Annotated in this window: 18 protein-coding genes, 1 pseudogene and 1 riboswitch; of the genes and pseudogenes, 6 read left to right on the top strand and 13 right to left on the bottom strand. The window is 74.7% G+C overall.

Annotated features, from left to right (window positions below; translation table 11 throughout):
* The first annotated feature begins 15 nt into the window (after positions 1–15).
* Complete coding sequence (locus tag ABD944_RS35315; RefSeq protein WP_345184378.1) at positions 16–807, top strand: isocitrate lyase/PEP mutase family protein; 792 nt, start codon at positions 16–18, stop codon at positions 805–807.
* Here the strand turns inward: ABD944_RS35315 and ABD944_RS35310 are convergent.
* From ABD944_RS35310 to ABD944_RS35300, 3 genes are read right to left on the bottom strand one after another with little or no spacing between them, the layout of a single operon-like run.
* Positions 794–2230 (bottom strand): NAD(P)/FAD-dependent oxidoreductase, encoded by a 1437-nt coding sequence (locus tag ABD944_RS35310; protein ID WP_345184372.1) that lies wholly within the window; start codon positions 2228–2230, stop codon positions 794–796. The genes ABD944_RS35315 and ABD944_RS35310 overlap by 14 nt on opposite strands.
* 50 nt (positions 2231–2280) lie before the next feature.
* A complete protein-coding gene (locus ABD944_RS35305; RefSeq protein WP_345184370.1) occupies positions 2281–2868 on the bottom strand; it encodes a GNAT family N-acetyltransferase in 588 nt (195 codons plus the stop codon).
* Positions 2861–3532, bottom strand: a complete 672-nt coding sequence (locus tag ABD944_RS35300; RefSeq protein ID WP_345184367.1) for a carboxymuconolactone decarboxylase family protein — start codon at positions 3530–3532, stop codon at positions 2861–2863. The genes ABD944_RS35305 and ABD944_RS35300 overlap by 8 nt, the downstream gene beginning before the upstream one ends.
* A 162-nt stretch (positions 3533–3694) precedes the next feature.
* Between ABD944_RS35300 and ABD944_RS35295 the strand changes: the two genes are divergently transcribed.
* Together ABD944_RS35295 and ABD944_RS35290 are read left to right on the top strand one after the other, a co-directional pair.
* Positions 3695–4759 (top strand): GNAT family N-acetyltransferase, encoded by a 1065-nt coding sequence (locus ABD944_RS35295; RefSeq protein ID WP_345184363.1) that lies wholly within the window; start codon positions 3695–3697, stop codon positions 4757–4759.
* Positions 4743–5528, top strand: coding sequence for a class I SAM-dependent methyltransferase (locus tag ABD944_RS35290; protein WP_345184361.1), 786 nt, complete (start codon positions 4743–4745; stop codon positions 5526–5528). Before ABD944_RS35295 ends, ABD944_RS35290 begins: the two co-directional genes overlap by 17 nt.
* A 3-nt stretch (positions 5529–5531) precedes the next feature.
* On the opposite strand, the gene ABD944_RS35285 is transcribed toward ABD944_RS35290, so the two are convergent.
* From ABD944_RS35285 to gap, 10 genes and pseudogenes are all read right to left on the bottom strand, one after another.
* A complete protein-coding gene (locus ABD944_RS35285) occupies positions 5532–6803 on the bottom strand; it encodes a serine hydroxymethyltransferase (protein ID WP_345184359.1) in 1272 nt (423 codons plus the stop codon).
* 53 nt (positions 6804–6856) lie between these two features.
* A riboswitch (ZMP/ZTP riboswitch) is annotated at positions 6857–6943 on the bottom strand.
* A gap of 104 nt (positions 6944–7047) precedes the next feature.
* A pseudogene (locus tag ABD944_RS42570) lies at positions 7048–7881 on the bottom strand (DMT family transporter); the annotation flags it as partial.
* Between the two features lie 109 nt (positions 7882–7990).
* The gene (locus tag ABD944_RS35275) at positions 7991–8482 is read right to left on the bottom strand and encodes an Lrp/AsnC family transcriptional regulator (protein ID WP_345184353.1); all 492 of its coding nucleotides are present in this window, start codon (positions 8480–8482) and stop codon (positions 7991–7993) included.
* A gap of 77 nt (positions 8483–8559) precedes the next feature.
* Positions 8560–9807 (bottom strand): MFS transporter, encoded by a 1248-nt coding sequence (locus tag ABD944_RS35270; protein WP_345184350.1) that lies wholly within the window; start codon positions 9805–9807, stop codon positions 8560–8562.
* Positions 9804–10739: a class A beta-lactamase gene (gene bla, locus ABD944_RS35265; RefSeq protein ID WP_345184347.1), complete on the bottom strand. Its 936-nt coding sequence runs from the start codon at positions 10737–10739 to the stop codon at positions 9804–9806. The genes ABD944_RS35270 and bla overlap by 4 nt, the downstream gene beginning before the upstream one ends.
* A gap of 281 nt (positions 10740–11020) precedes the next feature.
* A complete protein-coding gene (locus tag ABD944_RS35260) occupies positions 11021–11392 on the bottom strand; it encodes an RNA polymerase-binding protein RbpA (protein WP_149258133.1) in 372 nt (123 codons plus the stop codon).
* An 82-nt stretch (positions 11393–11474) separates the two neighbouring features.
* The gene (secG, locus tag ABD944_RS35255) at positions 11475–11717 is read right to left on the bottom strand and encodes a preprotein translocase subunit SecG (RefSeq protein ID WP_089313386.1); all 243 of its coding nucleotides are present in this window, start codon (positions 11715–11717) and stop codon (positions 11475–11477) included.
* Positions 11718–11856: 139 nt separating this feature from the next.
* On the bottom strand, positions 11857–12666 hold the full coding sequence (gene tpiA, locus ABD944_RS35250; RefSeq protein ID WP_345184344.1) for a triose-phosphate isomerase: 810 nt from the start codon (positions 12664–12666) through the stop codon (positions 11857–11859).
* A gap of 2 nt (positions 12667–12668) precedes the next feature.
* The gene (locus ABD944_RS35245; RefSeq protein WP_345184342.1) at positions 12669–13856 is read right to left on the bottom strand and encodes a phosphoglycerate kinase; all 1188 of its coding nucleotides are present in this window, start codon (positions 13854–13856) and stop codon (positions 12669–12671) included.
* Positions 13857–13931: 75 nt separating this feature from the next.
* A complete protein-coding gene (gene gap / locus ABD944_RS35240) occupies positions 13932–14936 on the bottom strand; it encodes a type I glyceraldehyde-3-phosphate dehydrogenase (RefSeq protein ID WP_345184339.1) in 1005 nt (334 codons plus the stop codon).
* Positions 14937–15146: 210 nt separating this feature from the next.
* Here gap and ABD944_RS35235 point away from each other — a divergent pair, with 210 nt between their 5' ends.
* From ABD944_RS35235 to ABD944_RS35225, 3 genes are all read left to right on the top strand, one after another.
* The gene (locus ABD944_RS35235; RefSeq protein ID WP_345184336.1) at positions 15147–15887 is read left to right on the top strand and encodes a hypothetical protein; all 741 of its coding nucleotides are present in this window, start codon (positions 15147–15149) and stop codon (positions 15885–15887) included.
* The gene (locus ABD944_RS35230) at positions 15884–17191 is read left to right on the top strand and encodes a hypothetical protein (RefSeq protein WP_345184333.1); all 1308 of its coding nucleotides are present in this window, start codon (positions 15884–15886) and stop codon (positions 17189–17191) included. The genes ABD944_RS35235 and ABD944_RS35230 overlap by 4 nt, the downstream gene beginning before the upstream one ends.
* A gap of 143 nt (positions 17192–17334) precedes the next feature.
* On the top strand, positions 17335–18405 hold the full coding sequence (locus tag ABD944_RS35225; protein WP_345184331.1) for a hypothetical protein: 1071 nt from the start codon (positions 17335–17337) through the stop codon (positions 18403–18405).
* Positions 18406–18467: the final 62 nt, after the last annotated feature.

The raw sequence follows: 18467 nt of genomic DNA, 5'->3' as shown, positions 1-18467 counted from the left end.
CCTAGATTGCCGGTCATGGACTTCGGCGAGGAGAAGGCGAGCCGCTTCCGGCGGCTCCACCACGGGGACCGTCCGCTGGTGCTGCCGAACGCTTGGGACTTCGCGAGCGGCGCGGCGCTGGTGGAGGCCGGATTCCCGGCGATCGGCACGACGAGCCTCGGCGTCGCCGCGGCGGCCGGGAAGACCGACGGGGCGGGCGGCACGCGCGCGGAGACGATGGCGCTCGCCCGGACGCTGGCGCGGCTGCCCGTCCCGGTGACCGTCGACGTCGAGGGCGGGTTCTCCGACCGGCCCGGCGACGTGGCCGCGCTCGCCGCCGAGCTCGCCTCGTACGGGATCGCCGGGATCAATCTGGAGGACGGCCGCGCCGGCGGCGCCCTCGCCTCCGCCCGCGACCAGGCGGCCGTCATCGCGGCCGTCAAGGAGGCCGCGCCGGGGGTGTTCCTCAACGCCCGCGTCGACACGTTCTGGCTGGGCGCGCCGGACCTGGAGGAGACGCTGCGGCGGGCGCGGGCGTACGCGCGGGCGGGAGCGGACGGGATCTTCGTCCCGGGGATCGCCGGCGACGCCGACGTCCGGGCGGTCCTGGAGGCCACCGGCCTGCCGCTGAACGTGCTCCACCTGCCGGGCGAGACCGACTACCCGCGGCTCGCCCGGCTCGGCGTGCACCGGGTGAGCACCGGTTCACTCCCGTTCCGCGCGGCACTGCGCGCGGCGGTCGCCGCGGCCCTCGGCGTGACCGGGGAGGGCGACGCCCCTCACGTGCCGTCGTACGGGGACGTCCAGCGGCTCGTCAGTGGCCGGTGATCCGGTCGGCGAGGCGGGCCAGGCCCGAGGTGCGCGCGGACGGCGCGGACGACTCGCGGGCGTCGGCCGCGCGGTAGAGGGCGTACATCGCGTGGACGCCGAGCCAGCGGAGGGGTTCGGGCTCCCAGCGGCGGACGCGGCGGTCCACCCACGGAAGCGCCGTCAGGTCGGTGTCACGGCCCAGGACGAGGTCGCGGAGGGTGCGGCCGGCGAGGTTCGCGGTGGCGACGCCGTGGCCGGTGTAGCCGCCGGCGTGGCCGAGCCCGGTCGCGCGGTCGAGGACGACCGTCGCGCACCAGTCGCGGGGGACGCCGAGGACGCCCGACCAGGCGTGCTCCACCGCCCCCTCATCGGCGACGGCGGGCAGCATCCCGGCGAGCATCGTCCAGAGCGCGTCGACGGTGGACGGCTCGGTCCGGCCGCCGTCGTCCACGCGCGACCCGTACCGGTAGGGGCGGCCCCGGCCGCCGAAGGCGATGCGGTCGTCGGCGGTGCGCTGCGCGTACATGTAGTAGTGCGCCATGTCGCCGAGCAGCTCGCGGCGCTCCCACCCGATCTCCTTCCAGGCGCGGGCGGGCAGCGGCGTCGTGACGATCATCGAGCTGTTCATCGGGAGCCAGTCGCGGCGGTGGCCGGGCAGCGCGGCGGTGAAGCCCTCGGTGGCCCGCAGCACGTACTCGGCGGCGACGGTCCCGAACGGGGTGACGGCGGCGGCCGCCCCGTCCGGCCGGCGTGGGTCGATCCGCACGACCGGCGTCCGCTCGTAGATCTGCACGCCGAGCCGCCGGACCGCCGCGGCGAGCCCCCGGACGAGCGCGGCGGGCTGCACGCGCGCGGCGTGCGGGCTCCACGCGGCGCCGGTCGCGCCCTCGACGCGCAGCCGCTCGTCGCGTTCGGCGGCGGGCAGCGGGACGAGGTCCTCGTCGCTCCAGCCCCACTCGCGCGCCTCCTCCACCAGGGCGGCGAGGCGGGCGCGCTGGGCGGCGTTCCGGGCCACGTGCAGGACGCCGCCCTTGACCAGGCCGGCGTCGACGTCCTCGGCGCCCGCGACGCGGACGACCTCGTCCACCGCCCGGAACATGGCGTGCTGCAGCGCGATCGCGGCGGGACGGCCGTGCCGGGCGGCGTAGCGCTCCCGGGATCCCGCGATCTCCCCCAGCACCCAGCCGCCGTTGCGCCCGGACGCGCCGAACCCCGCGAACTCGCGCTCCAGCACGACGATCCGCAGGTCGGGGCGGGCGCGCTTGAGGTAGTAGGCGGTCCAGAGCCCGGTGTAGCCGGCGCCGACGACGCACACGTCGGCGGTGCGCGGGCCCGGCAGGCGGGGGCCGGGTTCGGGGCGTCCGGCCGCCCGGTACCAGTGGGAGACGCCGCCGTTGGCGAAACCGGGAGCCAGGGGCGCCCGGCCCGGGGAGGAGCTCATGGGCTCATCCTGCTGCATTCCGCAGCAAAATCAACAGGCGGCAACGGATTCTAGGGCACAGCGTCGACTTTTCGACGGGATCCGACCCAACGCGAGCGTTCGGCGGCGTAGTACGCGGCGCCGTCGGGCCCGGCGGGGCCCTCCCGCCACCGGCGCATCCCGAGCTGGAGCGCGATCTGCGACGACGCGGGGTTGGCCGTGTCGATCTCGGCGGTGATCCGGTGCACCCCGACCACTCCGAACGCGTAGTCCAGGACGGCGCGGGACGCCTCGGCGGCCAGCCCCCGCCCCCAGTGGTCGGGCTCCAGGCTGTAGAGGATCTCGACGTCCACGCCGTGGCCGAGCGGACCCTCGTGGTGGCTGAGCCCGGCCACGCCCGCCAGCGGGCCGCCGGGCGCCGCCGCGCCGCCGCCCGGGGACGCGGGGGCGGGGCGCAGCGCCCACAGCCCGTAGCCCTCGGTGGCGAAGTCCCGCTCGCTGGCCTCGATGATCTCGCTGACCTGCACGGGCGTGACCACCCGGTCGTCGAACAGGTGGCGGCGGACGAGGGGCCCCGTCCAGTGCGTCAGCAGGGCTCCGTGGTCGCGCATCGACACCGGGTGCAGCACGAGCCGGACGGTGCGCAGCACCTCACTCATACCCGTCCCCCGCGGCGGGCCACTCGGGCGCGGCCTCCCCGTCGGGGACGCCGACGCGGAACACCCGCAACTGCAGCGCGAGCGCCTGGTAGTAGCCGACGAGCGTGACCAGCTCGACGAGGGCCGTGCGGCCGAGGGTGGCCACCGCCTCGGTGTAGACGGCGTCGGCGAGGTCGCCCTCGGCCACGAGCTGGCGCGCCGCCTCGTACACGACGCGCTCGCGGACGTCGGCGAGCATCGGCGCACGGCCCTCGCGCAACGCGTCCGTCTCCTCGTCGGCGAGCCCCTGCCGGCGCCCGATCCGCTCGTGGGCGTACCACTCGAAGTCGGAGCGCAGGTGCGCCGCCACGACGAGGGTCGCGATCTCGCGCTCGCGCTTAGTGAACCCGGTGCGGAAGCGCAGCGCGGCGCCGAGGTCCTGCAGCGGCAGCCCGACGGGAGGGCTGTAGAGCATCGCGTTGAACGGGCCCTGCAGGCGCCCGATGTCGTCGGCCAGGGCGAAGGGGGGATTGCGGTCGCCGGCGCGGGGCCCGCCCGTCACCGCCTCGTAGACGGCTCGCTGCTCCTCGCTGAGCGAACCGGGGAGGAGCAGCGGGAGCCTCGTCGGGGACGGGCCGCGCCGCGGTCGGTCGTTGACGCGCTCACCGGTCACGGGGTCGATCACTCACCGCACGCTAGGCGCTCGGAGCGGGCGGCTCAACCCCCGTCCGGAATGTGAAACCCCTGGCACACGATGACGTAGCGGCCGCGTAACACGCGTCGGCGACCCTTGTCGGCGACCGCACCGGACACGAACGGGGCACCCGGCCCCCGGAGGGAACCTCCCATGCCGCTGCTGCGCATCCGCACCGAGATCGAGGACCGTCCCGGCCGCCTCGCCTCCCTCACGGCCGCGCTGGCCCAGCGCGGCGCCAACATCCTCGGGCTGTCGGTCCAGCTCGACGCCGACGGGGTGGTCGACGAGTTCATCGTCGACGTCCCGCGCGGCGGCCCGGACGCCCGCGCCCTCGCCGAGGCGCTGGGCGCGGCGGGCGGCACCCGCACCGCCGTCCTCCCCGCGCGCCCCCACGAGCTGGTGGACGAGCCGACCCGCGCCCTCGCCCTGGCGGCCCGGCTCCGGGCCGAGCCGCACGCGGTGCCCGAGATCCTCGGCGAGCTGCTGCGCGCCGACGAGGCACGCTGGGACGCCCCCGGCGACGAGGACCCCGACCACCGCGACCTCCTCGACCCGGTTCGCGGACGCTCGGTCCGGCTCCGGCGCGCCGGGCTGCCGTTCACCGCGACGGAGGCGGCGCGGGCCGACGCGCTGGTGCGGGCCGCGCTCCCGGCGGCGCCGCGCCCGTCGGCGTCCCGGCGGATCGCGCTGCGCGACGGGACGCAGGTGGTCGTCCGGCCGGTCGAGCCGCGCGACGGCGACGCCGTGCGGGCGCTGCACGAGCGCTGCTCGCTGGACAGCCGCCGGATGCGCTACTTCAGCCCCAAGCCGTACCCGCCGCGCCGGTCGTTCGAGGGGTTCTGCGATCCCGCGCGGGGCCTGACGCTGGTCGCCGAGGGCCCGGACGGGTCGCTGCTGGCGCTGGCGCACCTGGTCCTCGTCCGCGACCCGGGCGCGGCGGAGGTCGCGTTCCTGGTCGAGGACGCCTGGCAGGGCCGCGGGCTCGGCCGCGGCCTCGCCGGGCTGCTGCTCGCGCTGGCCCGGGACCGCGGCCTGGTGGAGGTGCGGGCGACCGCGCTGAGCGAGAACGCCCGGATGCGGCGGCTGCTGACCTCGCTCGGCGGGCGGACGCGGCGCACCGGGGACGCCGCGATCGTGGAGATCAGGCTGCGGCTGGACGGCCGTCCCGCCGAGCCGGGGGCGCTGGCAGGATGGGCGGGTGAGCGGCGTATATGACGATCCCTGGGCCTACGAGCTGGCGTGCTCGTTCCGCGACGTGCCGGCCGAGGTGGACGTCCTGCTCGGCTGGTGCGCCGAGCAGGGCCTCGCCCCCGCCACGGCGCTGGAGCTCGCCGCCGGGCCCGCCGAGCACGCCCGCGAGCTCGCCCGCCGCGGGCTGGCGGCGACGGCGCTCGACCTGAACCCGCGCATGTGCGCCTACGCGGCCCGCGAGGCCGAACGCGCCGGCGTCGGGCTGGAGGTCGTCGAGGGCGACATGACGCGGTTCGCGCTGGGCCGCCGGTTCGACCTCGTCGCGACCATGCTGGACTCCACGTCCCACCTCATGACGCTGGACGCGTTCGTGGCGCACCTGCGGTGCGCCGCCGCGCACCTGTCCCCCGGCGGCCTCTACGTCGTCGAGATGTCGCATCCCCGCGACCGGCTGGGCGACGACCCGAGCGTCACCACCGGCTGGACGGTCGAGCGGGACGGCGTCCGGGCGAGCGTGCGCTGGGGCGAGCCGTCCGACCGGCTGGACCCGGTCACCCAGATCGCCGACGACCGCGTCACGATGACCATCACCGGGCAGGGCGCGGAGCCGCGGGTCGTGCGCGACGTCGTGCCCTACCGGTTCTGGACCGCCACCGAGCTGGACGCCGCGATCCGCCTCGCCGGCGGGCTGGAGGCGGTCGCGCAGTACGGCGACTTCGGGGTCGGCGAGGGGGCGGTGCCCCTCGCCGACCCCGGGGCCTGGCGCATGATCACTCTGCTGCGCCCGCGCTGAGCGTCAGGGCGCGGACCGCCAGCCGGGCATCGGGAACGACGCGAGCAGGTCGCGAACCTGCCCGGCGACCCGGTCCAGCACCGCCTCGTCCTGCTTGGCGGCGGCCTGCACGACCTCGTCGATCCATGCGGCGAGCTGCGGCATGTGCTCCTCGCCGATCCCCCGGGTGGTGATCGCGGCGGTGCCGAGCCGCAGCCCGGACGGGTCGAAGGGCTTGCGCGGGTCGAACGGGACGGCGTTGTAGTTCAGCTCGATGCCGGCGCGGTCGAGGGCCTGCGCGGCGGGCTTGCCCGCGACGCCCTTGCCGGTCAGGTCGATGAGGATGAGGTGGTTGTCGGTGCCCCCGGAGATCAGGTCGTAGCCGCGGTCCAGCAGCGCGGCGGCCAGCGCCTTGGCGTTCGCGACCACCTGCCGCGCGTACCCGGCGAAGTCCGGCTGCGCCGCCTCCTTCAGCGCGACGGCGATCGCGGCCGTCGTGTGGTTGTGCGGCCCGCCCTGCAGGCCCGGGAAGACGGCCTTGTCGACCGCCTTCGCGTGCTCCGCCGTCGACAGGATCATGGCGCCGCGGGGGCCGCGCAGCGTCTTGTGCGTGGTGGTGGTGACGACGTCGGCGTGCCCGACCGGGGACGGGTGCGCGCCGCCGGCGACCAGGCCCGCGATGTGCGCGATGTCGGCCGCCAGGACCGCCCCGGCCTCCCGGGCGATCTCGGCGAACGCCGGGAAGTCGATCGTCCGCGGGACCGCGGTGCCGCCGCACCAGATCAGCTTCGGCCGCTCCTTGAGGGCGAGGTCGCGCACCTGGTCCATGTCGACGCGGCCGGTGTCGGCGCGCACGTCGTAGCGGACGGGGCGGAACCACTTGCCGGTGGCCGAAACCGACCAGCCGTGCGTCAGGTGGCCGCCCATCGGCAGCGACAGGCCCATGACCGGGTCGCCGGGCTCCAGGAACGCCATGTAGACGGCGAGGTTGGCGGGCGAGCCCGAGTAGGGCTGGACGTTGGCGTGCTCGGCGCCGAACACGCCCTTCGCCCGCTCGATGGCGAGCAGCTCGATGGGGTCGACGTTCTGCTGGCCCTCGTAGTAGCGCTTGCCCGCGTAGCCCTCGGAGTACTTGTTGGTCAGGACCGTGCCGGCGGCCTCCAGCACCGCCTCCGAGACGTAGTTCTCCGAGGCGATCAGGCGGATCTTCTCGTACTGGCGGCGGGCCTCGGCCTCCACCAGCGCGGCGATCTCGGGGTCCTGGCCCTGCAGATGGGGTACGGCCGGTTCGTGCATCGTGAGCCTCCGCGCTGCTCGCGCCGGGGCTTCGGGCACCCCGGCGAAGGGGACCCGTACACCCAGGCGCGCGGTGTGCGGACTACTTTCGCTCCCCGGTGGTCGTCTCCACCTTGACTGCGCCAGTCGCGTGGGCGCCATCATACCGGGCCGGCCCGCGCCGGCGGGGCGCGCGTGCGGGGACCGAGACCAGGAACAGCCCGCCCAGCAGCAGCAGCGACCCCGCCGCGACCGGCGCCGACATGCGCTCGCCGAGGACGGCCACGGCCAGGCCGGCGGCGACGAGCGGCTCGGCGAGGCTGAGCGTCCCGGCGGTCGCGGCCGTCACCCGGCCGAGGCCGGTGACGAAGAACATGTACGCGGCGGCGGTGGCGGCGATCCCGAGCCAGGCCACCAGGGCCGCCGAGCGCGGCGCGGCGAGGGCGGGCAGTTCCGGCAGCGTCCAGGGAAGCAGGGCCGCTCCCCCGGCCAGGAGCGTCACCGACACCGCTCCGGCCATCCCGGCCCCTCGCATCCCGCCGCCGTGACCCGTGCGCGTCTCGGCCGACACCAGCACCTTGGCCGAGACCGTGTAGACGCCGAAGCACGTGCCGCCGGCCAGGCTCAGCGCGATCCCGGCGGGGTCCGCGTGGACGGCCTCCCCCGGCACCATCAGCAGCGCCACGCCGCCGACCGCGCAGGCCGTCCCGGCCCACCAGCGGCGGCCGAGCCGGGCGCCCAGGACGAGCCGCTCGCAGAGGCCGGTGGAGACGGGCGCGAGCCCGAACACGACGGCGGTCGCGACGGCCGCGCCGGTCCGGTCGACCGCGCTGAAGAACGACGCCTGGAAGACGCCGGTCGCCGCCGAGGCCGCCGCGAGGGGCGGCCAGGTGCGCCTGGTCAGCGCCAGGAACGCGCGGCGGTCCGCCACGAGTACGAGGACGGCCAGGACGAGCCCGCCCGAGAGGATCCGGGCGCCGCCGACCGCGACCGGGTCCGCGGACGGACCCGCCAGCACCTGCGCCGGCCCGACCGTTCCCCAGAGCACGCCGGCGGCGAGCACCAGCAGCACACCGGATGTGTTGTTCCATCGGTCCATGCCGCCGAAGCTAGGCGAACATGCGGAACTCAGACCTTAGGACCGTCATTCGTTCGCTTCAAACGACCGAGGCCGTCATTCCTTCGCCGCTCACGGAGAACTGCATACCTCAGCTGTAGGGCGTTCGGCCTTCAGGCCGGTGGTCCGACGGAAGTTCGGACTGCTCGACCGGCTGCACGTAGTCGTACACGACGATCGTGCGGACGTCCACGTACTCCTTGCGGCGCGCCAGCCGGTCGAGGACGAAGTCGCGCAGGTACGCGGTGCTCGGCACCGCCACGTGGACGAGCAGGTCCTCGTTCCCGGTCACGACGAAGACCCCGATCGTCTCGGGCATCGAGGCCATGCTGTCGCGCGCGGACTCGATCGCCTCGCGCGACTGCGGCCGGATCCTGATCGAGATCAGCGCCTGCACGCCGCGTCCCAGCCGCTCCAGGTCGGCCGCCGCGTGGAACCCGGTGATGACGCCCCGCGAGCGCAGCGCCCGCGTCCGCTCCAGGGCCGTGGACGGCGCGATCCCCACCGCCTCCGCCAGCTCGCGGTTGGTCTGCCGCCCGTCCCGCTGCAGGCGCCGCAGGATCGCCTGGTCGACCGCGTCCATGTGGTCCCTCCCGAACTGCCCGGCGGACGCCGAACTCCCGCGCGGGAATCGCGCCCGGACGTCCCGTCCCCCGAAGATTATTCGCCGCGGGCCGGGCCCGCCACGGGGCCCGCCATGGTGTCCGCCGCGGTGCACGCCACCGCCAGGAGCGCGCAGGCGCCGACGCCGGTGAGGGCCCACGCCGCGCCCGCCGGGCCGAGGTCGAAGAGGCGGCCGATCACCAGGTCGCCCGCGAAGGAGAACATGCCGGCGCAGAACGCCAGTACGCCGTAGTAGGAGCCGAAGCACTCCGGCGGAGCGCGCCGGGCGGTCCGCTGGAAGACCGAGGGCTGGACGAGGCCGTTGGCGACGCCGTTGAGGACGGCCGCGAGCATCAGCGGGCCGGGTCGCGTGCCGTCCAGCGCCGCGAGGACGAAGAACCCGGCCGCGGCGCACAGCAGGCCGGTCCGCAGCACCCACGGCCGCTCGCCGCGGCGCCGGACGGCGACGAGGGGCTGGACCGCCGCCGCGACCATCGCCAGCAGGGAGAAGCTGAGCGTCGCCACCGCGGGCGTGAAGCCGAGGAGGGGCACGGCCGTCATGATGTGGGTGGCGAGCAGCGTTGTGGGCGCGGTCAGCAGCGCGAAGTAAAGGAACGCCCGATCGGCGAGCACCGCCCGCACGCCCGCGAGGACGTCGCGGGGACGCGCGGTCGTGCTTCTCCCGCCGGACCGGGGCACGAGAAGGAAGAGGACGCCGGCGACCACCCAGAGTGCGGCGGCCGCCCCCGTCAGGAGCGCGAACCCGGAGCCCGTGCCCAGAAGGAGGAGCCCCATCGGCGGGCCCGCGACCGTCGCCAGGTGCTGGGCGGCGACGTAGGCGGCGAAGCCGCCCGACCGGCCGGCGGGGCCGACGGACGCCAGCAGGCTGTGGCCTGCGGGGTTGTAGAGCGCCCCGCCGACCGCGATGGCGACGGCCGCGCAGAGCAGCGCCCCCACGCTACCGGCGAACCCGAGGCCCGCGAACCCCAGCGCGCGCACGGCGCAGGAGATCATTCCGGTCCGGCGCGCGCCGAGCAGGTCGGTGACCGCGCCGACCGGCAGGAGCAGCGCGAACTGCAGGCCCACCCGCACGCCGAGGACCAGGCCGACCGTGCCGGCCAGCAGCCCGAGGTCGTGCCGGAGGTGGGCGACGAGGTGCGCCATCACCGCGAAGAAGCCGAGGCTGGCGGCGAGCTGGATCGCCACGACCACCGCGACGACCCTGCGGTCGGACGGGTTCGCGGCGGGGGCGGGCGGTGGGCCGGGGGGCGCGGGGGCGGGCGCGGGGACGGAGACGGCGGTCACAGTCCTGCCCGGGACAGGTCCGAGACGACCAGCGCGGTGGCCTCCGCGATCAGGGCGTTCTTCGGCGGGGTGTCGTAGCCCGGGCGGTCGGACATGACGGCCACCATCAGCGGGGCGCCCCGGGGAGGCCGCACGACGGCGATGTCGTTGGCCCGGCCGTAGTCGCCGGTGCCGGTCTTACTGGCCGCCTTCCATCCCCGGGGCAGACCCGCCCTCACGCGCTGGGCTCCGACGGCCGTGGCGCTGCGTTCGAGCCAGCCGCGGACCAGAGCGCGCTTGCCGGGCTCCAGCGCGTCCCCGAGGACGATCGCGCGGTAGTCGGCGGCGATCGCCCGGGGGCTCGTGGTGTCGCGGGGGTCGTCCGGACGCACCCTGTTCAGCTCGGGCTCGTAGTCGTCCATGCGGCCGACGGTGTCGCCGAGGCCCCGCAGGTAGGCGGTCAGCCCCGAAGGTCCGCCGACGTCGCGCATCAGCAGGTTCCCCGCCGTGCCGTCGCTGAAGCGGATGGCGGCGTCGCACAGCTCCCGTATGGTCATCCCGGTGGCGACGCGGTCCTTGGTGATCGGTGAGATGGAGTTCACGTCGGCCCGGGTGTAGGTGACGCGCTCGTCCAGGTGGCCGAGCGGGTTGCGGTGCAGCACCGCCGCCGCGGCGAGCGTCTTGAAGGTGGAGCAGAACGCGAAGCGCTCGTCGGCGCGGTAGGCGACCTCGGCTCCGGTCCCGGTCGCCAGCGCGTACACGCCGAGGCGGGCGCCGTGCCGGCGTTCGAGCGCCGCGAACCGCGACAGGTCCGGCGGCGCGGCCGAGCGCCGGGCGGGCGGCGAGGACGGCACGGACGACGAACGCTCCTTGTCGCCGCATCCCGCCAGCGGCAGCAGGGCCGCGGCGGCCAGCAGCGCCCGCCGGGAGGAGCCTGACTGCTCGGATGGCATGCGGAGGCACCTGCTTTCCCGGCGGCGGAGGGCGGACGCCGCCCAGCAGACCAGAGCAGCACTCGTGACGTCCAATATGGATATCACTCGTACCGTCATACGCATCTCCATATCAGCGCTGATCAGGCAGGCCGGCCGAGGCGCCTCACGGCGACCGGCGATTCTGCCGAAGCCCGTGCCCCGCGGCGCCGGCGCCCGGCGGCCCAGGATCCGGCGGCCGGAAAAACCGTGTGGCCCGACCCCGGAACGGGATCGGGCCACACGGTGCGGCTTCGGCGGCGTCAGCGGGCCGCGGCCTCCATGGCCTGCTTGACGGCGGCGCGCTTCTGCCGGAGCTTGGCGAGCGCCTCCTCCAGGATGGCCTCGCCGTCCTCGTCGCTGCGCCGCTCCTTCACGTACGCGAGGTGGGTCTTGTACGGCTCCGTCTTCGGCGGGGCCGGGGGGTTCTCGGAGTCCTGGCCGGCGGGGAACCCGCAGCGCGGGCAGTCCCAGGTCTCGGGGACCGCGACGTCCGTCGCGAAGCTGGGGCGGGTCTCGTGCCGGTTGGCGCAGTAGAAGGTCACCCAGACGCGGGGGGCGGCGTCGCCGCGCTCCGCCTCTCCCATCGGACCGGCCCCGACACGGCTGCCCCGAATCGCGTTGCCACTACCCACGGAATACTCCTCGCTTGGTGTGCCGCCGCCGCCCGTGACCTTCGAGGACGGCGCGGCGCTCGCATGTGTTGGACGGGCCGGCTCAGCCGACGCCCTTGTGCTTGAACAGCAGTCCCAGCACGACGATCGAGGCGAACCAGACCACCCCGACGCCGATGGTCAGCCGGTCGAGGTTGCGCTCGACCACCGACGACCCTCCGAGGGAGGACGAGACGCCGCCGCCGAACATGTCGGACAGGCCGCCGCCCTTGCCCTTGTGCATCAGGACGAGGACCACCATCAGCAGGCTCGTGACGATGAGCACGATGGACGTTGCGATGATCACGTTTCTTCAGCGCCTTGTCTGTAGTTCAGGACGGAGGTCGAGCCGGACCGGGCGTTTACCCGTCAGCTACGAAGGGTACGACGAAGTCCCCGCTGGTTCGGCAAGAACCCCCGGTTCACGCGGAATTGATCAGATGTGATCAGACCGGCAGATCCCGGTACCGGCAGATCTTGACGAACTCTCCCGGGTCCAGGCTGGCACCTCCGACCAAGGCGCCGTCCACGTCGGCCTGCGCCATGATCCCGGCGACGTTGCCGCCCTTCACCGAACCGCCATACAGGATACGCGCCTCGTCGGCCACACCGCCGTCGTACAGCTCGGCGAGCCGCGTGCGAATGGCCCCGCAGACCTCCTGCGCGTCCTGCGGCGTGGCGACCTCGCCGGTGCCGATCGCCCAGACGGGCTCGTAGGCGATCACCGTGCGCCGCACCTGGTCGGCGGTGATCTTCTCAAGCCCGCCGTCGACCTGCGCGAGCACGTGCGGGACGTGCCCGCCGGCCTTGCGGACCTCCAGCCCCTCGCCCACGCACAGGATCGGGGTGAGGTCGGCGGCGAGCGCGGCCCTGGCCTTGGCGTTGACGACCGCGTCGTCCTCGGCGTGGTACTGGCGCCGCTCGGAGTGCCCGACGACGGCGTAGGTGCAGCCGAGCTTGGCCAGCATCGCCGCGGAGATCTCGCCGGTGTAGGCGCCGGACGCGTGCTGGGAGACGTCCTGCGCGCCGTACTGGATGCCGTACTTGTCGGCCTCGATCAGGGTCTGCACCGAGCGGAGCGCGGTGAACGGCGGGAGCACCGCGACGTCGACGGCCGCGTAGTCGGCGTCCTTGAGCGCGAACGCCATCTTCTGGACGAGCGCGATCGCCTCGAGGTGGTTGTTGTTCATCTTCCAGTTGCCGGCCATGAGCGGCTTGCGGCCGGTCGGGCCGCCGGAAGGGGTCGCGCGGGCCATCGTCAGTCCTCCAGGGCTTGCAGGCCGGGCAGCGTCTTGCCTTCGAGGTACTCGAGGCTCGCGCCGCCGCCGGTCGAGATGTGGGAGAAGGCCGCCTCGTCGAAGCCGAGCAGCCGGACGGCGGCGGCCGAGTCGCCGCCGCCGACCACGGTGAACGCGCCGGAGTCGATGAGGCCCTGCGCGACGGCGCGGGTGCCGTGCGAGTAGGGCTCCATCTCGAACACGCCCATGGGGCCGTTCCAGAAGACCGTCCTGGCGTCGGCGAGGCGCGCGGCGAACAGCTTGCCGGACTCGGGCCCGATGTCCAGGCCCAGCCGGTCGGCCGGGATCGCGTCGGCGGGCACCACGTCGTGGTCGGCGTCCGCGGCGAACGCGGTGGCCGCGACGATGTCGACCGGCAGCACGAACTCGACCCCGGTCTCCTCGGCGCGGCGCAGGTACTCGCGGACGGTGTCGAGCTGGTCCTCCTCGAGCAGGCTCCGGCCGACCTCGTGGCCCTGCGCCTTGAGGAAGGTGAACACCATGCCGCCGCCGATGAGGATGCGGTCGGCCTTGCCGAGCAGGTTGTCGATGACCCCGAGCTTGTCGGACACCTTGGACCCCCCGAGCGCGACCGCGTAGGGGCGCTCGACGTCCTCGGTGAGCTTCCTGAGCACCGCGACCTCGGCGGCGATCAGCCCGCCCGCGGCGTGCGGCAGCCGCTTCGGCACGTCGTAGACGGACGCGTGCCTGCGGTGCACCGCGCCGAACCCGTCCCCCACGTAGACCTCGGCGAGCGCGGCCAGCCGGTCGGCGAAGGCGCCGCGCTCGGCGTCGTCCTTGCTGGTCTCGCCCGGCTCGAAGCGCAGGTTCTCCAGCAGCGCGACACCGCCGTCGGCGAGGCCGTCGGCCGCGGCGCGGGCGGAGTCGCCCACGACGTCGGTCGCGGACGCCACCGGCGCGCCCAGCAGCTCGCCCAGGCGGGCGGCGACCGGCGCGAGCGACAGCTCGGGCTTGACCTGCCCCTTGGGGCGGCCGAGGTGGGCGCAGACGATGACCCGGGCGCCCCGGGCCCGCAGCGCCTCGATCGTCGGCAGGCTGGCCCGGATCCGCCCGTCGTCGGTGATCCGCCCGTCCTGCAGCGGGACGTTGAGGTCCGCGCGCAGCAGGACGCGCCGTCCGGCGACGTCGAGGTCGTCAATGGTGCGCATCGGGATGCGGTGTCCTTCCGTACACGGCCCCGCCGTGGCCGCGCGTCGCGCGGCCACGGCGGTGACGGGCTTCGGTTACAGCTGCGAGCCGACGAGCTTGACGAGGTCGACGAGGCGGTTGGAGTAGCCCCACTCGTTGTCGTACCAGCCGACGACCTTCACCTGGTCGCCGATGACCTTGGTCAGCCCGGAGTCGAAGATGCAGGACGACGGGTCGGTGACGATGTCGCTGGAGACGATCGGGTCCTCGGTGTAGGTGAGGTAGCCCTTGAGGGGGCCCTCGGCGGCCGCCCGGAACGCCTCGTTGACCTCCTCGACCGTCACGTCGCGGGACAGCTCGACGGTGAGGTCGGTGGCCGAGCCGGTCGGCACCGGGACGCGCAGGGCGTAGCCGTCCAGCTTGCCCTTCAGCTCCGGCAGCACCAGGCCGATCGCCTTCGCGGCGCCGGTGGAGGTCGGGACCACGTTCAGCGCGGCGGCGCGGGCGCGGCGCAGGTCCTTGTGCGGGGCGTCCTGCAGGTTCTGGTCCTGCGTGTAGGCGTGGACCGTCGTCATCAGGCCCTTCTCGATGACGAAGTTGTCGTGCAGCACCTTGGCCAGCGGGGCCAGGCAGTTGGTGGTGCAGGACGCGTTGGAGATCACCGTGTGGTTCGCCGGGTCGTACTTGTCCTCGTTGACGCCGAGGACGACGGTGAGGTCCTCGTTCTTCGCCGGCGCGGAGATGATGACCTTCTTGGCGCCGTTGTCGGCGTGCACCCGGGCCTTGTTCGCGTCGGTGAAGAAACCGGTCGACTCGACGACGATGTCGGCGCCGACGTCGCTCCACTTGAGGTTCGCGGGGTCGCGCTCCTCGAAGGCCCTGATGGCCTTGCCGCCGACGACGATCTCGTTCTCGGTGGCGCGCACGTCCTCGGGGAAGCGGCCGAGGATGCTGTCGTACTTGAGCAACTGGGCGAGCGTGGCGTTGTCGGTCAGGTCGTTGACCGCCACGACCTCGATGTCGGCCCCGGACGCCTTCACCGCGCGGTAGAAGTTGCGGCCGATCCGGCCGAACCCGTTGATGCCTACTCGGATGGTCACGGAACCGCTCTCCTCGTACGTCGTATCGCCCGGTGCCAGCCGGGCTCACCTACGGTCGATCCGGGGTCATCCCCCACCTCAGACCCTATCCAATGACCCACGAGTAGCCCGACACCGGTTTCGTGGGAACCACGGGTGAGCCCGTCTCCCCCGGTAGGGGGACATCCCTCCTTTCACGACATAGCACGATCATCACTACACTCCGGGGCCATGTGGCGCGGGTGGTCGGTTCTGTTGGCGGGGCTCGTGGGGGCCGTGCTGCTCGGCGGACCGGCCGGGGCGGCGCCCGCCCCGGACCGCGCCGGTCCGGCGAACCGCGCGGACGCCATCGCCGCCGCGCTCCGCCGCGACCCCGTGTACGTCACCGACCACGCGCCCCGCGCGCTGCCCCCGGACACCGCCGCGCGGATCAGGGCGTCCGTCGCCCGGCTCCGCGTCCCGGTGTACGTCGCGGTGACGCCGACCTCGGGCCTCGGCCCGCAGAGCGCGACCGAGTCCTTCGCGGCTCTGCTGCGCGACCGGCTCCGCAAGGACGGCGTCTACATCGTGGTCCCCCCGTCCGGCGGCAGCGGCGAGATCCGCCAGTTCGGCGACGTCCGCGGGCTCCCGATCGAGGACGCCTGGTCGGCCGCGAACTCCGAGACCCCCTACGACGCGGGCGCCGCGCGGGTGGTCGCGCTGTTCGTGGACATCGCCCTGTCGGGGCACGCCAGGGAGCGCCGCGACCATCCGCGGCCGCGGCCGAAGTCGAAGGTCCGCGAGGCCCTCGACGCCGACGACGCGGCCGACCGGCGGGCTTCCCGCATCGAGTGGAGCGTGTTCGGCGGCGGCGCGGCGCTGAGCGGGGCCTCGATCCTCGGCCTGCTGGTCGGCCGCCGCGTCCTGGCGGCGCGGCGGGCGCGGCGGCCGGGACGATCGCCGAAGAAGAACACCGGGAAGGCACGCAGATGAGGCGGCTTCCGGCGGTGCTCGCCGCCCTCACACTCGCCCTCGCCGCGCTCGCGGCGCTCCCCGGCGCCGCCGCGGCCGACGAGCCGCCCCCGTACGCCTACCACCGGCTCGACCGGGTGGGCGCCGCGCTGGCCAGGGACCCGCTGTTCGTCGACCCGGACCTCGCGCAGGCGCTCGGCGCGTCCGACCGCGCCCGCCTCCGCGCGGTCCTCGCCGGGACGGCGAAGCGGCTCGGCACGCCGGCGTACGTCGTCGTGATCCCCAACCCGAGCGAGTCGGAGTCGCAGGGCCGCGACGACGCGTTCCTGTTCATGCTGCACGACCGCTCGCGCCGCGACGGCCTCTACGTGATGGCCGACGGGCACGGGAATCTGGAGTCCGAGGCGTTCAACGTCCCGCGCCGGGGCCTGTCCGCGTTGGATGAACTGGACGAGGAGGACGCGCCGGGCGCCGCGAGACCCGCCGACTCCGAGCGCCCGTTCGACGGGCTCGCCGACCGGATCGTCCGGCGGCTCGACGGCTACGCGGCGGCACCCTCGGCGTCCCCCACCATGCCGCGGCTGTACTCCAGTCCGGACCCGTTCGGGCAGGAGAACACCCTGACGCCCGACGAACCGGAGATCAAGGCGCCGCTGCTGACCGGGCTCCTGCTCGCCGGGCCCGCGGCGGCCGCGGTCCTGTACTGGCTGGGTCTCGGCGTCCTGGCCCTGCGCCGGGGCGGGCTGTCGCGCTCCCCGAACCGGCCGAGGACCCGCCGGCACGACCAGGCGCGCACCAGGCCGAGCATCCGCTGGCTGCGCCGGCACGGCGCCAAGGACCTGGAGAGGCTCCGCCGCCTGCTCACCACGGCCGACAGCGAGCGCGGACGCGCCTACGCCGTGTCCGCCTACGACGCCGCGCAGATCCTCTATGACGACGCCAAGGATGACGAGGGCAAGGCGATCGACCTCGTCGGCGCGATCGTGCTGGCCCGCCAGGGATGCGTCGCCCTGACCCGCGACATCGAGTCCCCGCCGTCCCCGTGCCTGGTGAACCCTCTGCACGGCAGCTCGGTCGTGCGCAAGCGCGTCCGGAAGCTGGAGAAGGACCACGGCGGGGCCCTGCCGAGGCAGTGCCCGCTCTGCGCTAACTGCCGGGATCTCGACAAGAGGCAGGCGCTCGACGAGCGGCGCCTCCTGCAGATCCCGGGGCCGGACGGCCACCGCCCGCACACCCTCGTCCCGGGCGTGTGGCGCGACACGGCGTGGGGCGCCCACGGCAAGACCTTCCTCCCCCGCGTGATGAGGTACCTCGGTGTTGACTGAACCGTCCCCCGGCGAGCGGCTGGCCGCCGCCCCTGCACCGCTCCCCCGTCTACGTCGACCCGTCCCTGGCGCCGGCGCTCCCCGCGGCGGCCCGCCGCGAGGTCATCGCCAAGCTCCGCAAGGCCCCCGCGCCGGTCTTCGTCGTGCTGGTCCCCATCGTCAAGGGCGGCACGTGGACGGACGGCGAGCAGCTCGCGACCGTCGTGCACGACCGCCTCGGCCGCGACGGGATCTTCATCACCTTCGACGACGACTCCCAGGACCTGAGGGCGCGCGAGTGGGGCGGCGACCACCGGGCCGACCGCGCCGCCTGGGCCGTCGCCCTGGACCGCGCCATGGACGACGCGCCGCTCGCCGCCCGGCTGTCGCGCGTCGCCGACCTGATCGTCTCCGGGACCGGCCAGCAGGAGTACGACCGGGTCTCCGCCGAGATCGACAAGCGCTACAGGGCCCGGCACGGCACCGCGCCGGGCGAACGCGGCGCGGACGGGAACGAGGCGGACGGGGGCGGCCTCGCGCTGCCCCTCGGCGCCGGCGCGGCGGCCGCGGCCGCGGCCGGGGTCGCCGGGTTCCTGCTGTGGCGGCGGCGCCGGATGGCCTCCGTCCGCCGCGAGGGGGAAGGGCTGCTGATGCCCCGCACCGTGTTCGCCACGGCGCACCGCGCCACCGAGGACCAGCTCCGCGAGCAGGCGTCCCGCGAGGTCATCGCGTTCGGGGAGCTGCTGGACGACAGCACCGTCCCGACCTCCGGCGAGCGGGCCCGCGCCCTGGTGGCCCGCGCCCTCGACGCCTACCAGGCCGCGGGGAAGACCCTAGACGCGGCGCGGGGCGTCCCCGACCTTGCCGGTGTCCTGGTCCTCCTCGACCAGGGCCGCGACGCCCTGGCCTCCGCGCAGGCGGTCGCCAAGGGCCGGTCGGAGATCCCGCCCGTCCCGCTGTGCTTCTTCAACCCGCTCCACGGCGACGCGACCAGCGAACTCGACTGGCGGCCCGTCGGCTCCCGCAGGCGGCTGAGCGTCCGGACCTGCCGCGCGTGCGCCCGCGCGGCCCGCGACAAGCGCGCCCCCGAGGTCCTCACCGACCGCCGCGACGGCCGGGAGGTCCCCTACTACGAGGCCGACCCGTCCGGCAGCGTGTGGGCCGAGACCGGCTACGGCCAGCTCCGCGACGACCTCATCGAGCGCGTGCTGCGGGGCGACAACAAACCGCGCTGACCGCACGCCCCGATTGTTTACCGTCCCTTCACCGGCGGCCGTCCGGCGGCAGCCCACTTCGC

It is taken from the genome of Actinomadura verrucosospora, from assembly GCF_039540335.1.
In the GTDB taxonomy this organism is placed as follows: domain Bacteria; phylum Actinomycetota; class Actinomycetes; order Streptosporangiales; family Streptosporangiaceae; genus Spirillospora; species Spirillospora verrucosospora.
The sequence above is the reverse complement of the archived record's forward strand: the minus strand, read 5'-3'. Positions and strand labels throughout refer to the sequence as shown.